The organism is Vibrio sp. Vb1026, from assembly GCF_033338745.1.
GTDB classification, from domain to species: Bacteria; Pseudomonadota; Gammaproteobacteria; order Enterobacterales; family Vibrionaceae; genus Vibrio; species Vibrio alginolyticus.
The window spans coordinates 1-1,147 of record NZ_JAWOTH010000157.1; the positions used below are offsets into that span (position 1 = coordinate 1).

The window sequence follows — 1,147 nt, forward strand, 5'->3', positions numbered from 1 at the left end:
GTTCTCAAACTCAGGAGCACATCAATTCAAGCGTTAAAGAGATTTTGACCAGTGTGAGCAACACCGTTCAATCCGAAATGAACGCGAAGAAAGATCTCGCACGCTCGATCACAGAGATCATAGAACTATCACCAAACGACCGCACATACGTAAAAGACATTCTTGAAAAGCCAACTCCGAAATCGAGCTTCCTAGCGATTGGTTTTGGTTACGAAAGTAATGGCTTCGTGATTGAAAACGACGACGGTTGGGATGCAGGGCCTGATTATGATCCTCGCCAACGCCCTTGGTTTATCGCAGCCAAAAACAAAGGCGATTTGGTGGTTACCGACCCTTATGTTGATGCATCATCTAAGAATGTGATCATCTCTGTTGGTACGCCAGTAAAACAAAACGGCCAGTTCTTAGCTGGCATGTTTTACGACCTAGAGCTAACTACCCTTTCCGACCTAGTTAACCAAGTGAACCTGTTTGATGCTGGTTACTTGTTCTTAGTCACTGACGATGGTACGACGATTGCGCACCCGCAAAGTAAGTACAACGGTGAAAAGCTCAATAGCTACCTACCGCAAGTTGACTTAAATAAGGCGACTCAACACATCGAAGTTGATAACAATCCTTACATGGTTAGCCTTACTCATATCCCAAGTGAGAACTGGTATGTGGGCGCAATCATTGATGAAACGGCAGCTTACTCAGTGGTTGGAGAGCTACGTAATAGCGCGATCATTTACTCAATCATCGCTGTACTTGCTTCAGTTATCGCATTAACACTTCTGATCAGAACCCTAATGCGCCCGCTAGATACACTAAACACGGCAATTAAAGACGTCGCATCTGGCAAAGGTGATTTAACGCAACGCCTAGAAACTGACACCGATCAGGAGTTTTCTGAGCTAGCGAAAAACTTCAACACCTTTATGGAAAATCTTCAGCAGCAGATCATTGAATCGAAATCTATCTCTGATCAGATTCTTACTGGTACTCAAATCACGGCGGAAGGCGCACGCGACTCCGCTGGTGCCATTCAAACTCAGCTTCAAGAATTGGAGCAACTGGCAACCGCAATGCACGAAATGTCTGTCACCGCGACAGAAGTTGCGAACAACGCACAAGGCGCCGCAAGCGCTGCGAAAGAAGCCGATCA

General features: G+C 45.9%; 1 protein-coding gene. It reads left to right on the forward strand.

From position 1 onward, the window contains the following. Positions 1-1,147: methyl-accepting chemotaxis protein (locus tag R7E47_RS24960; protein WP_318085458.1), on the forward strand; the 1,147-nt coding region annotated here is incomplete at both ends.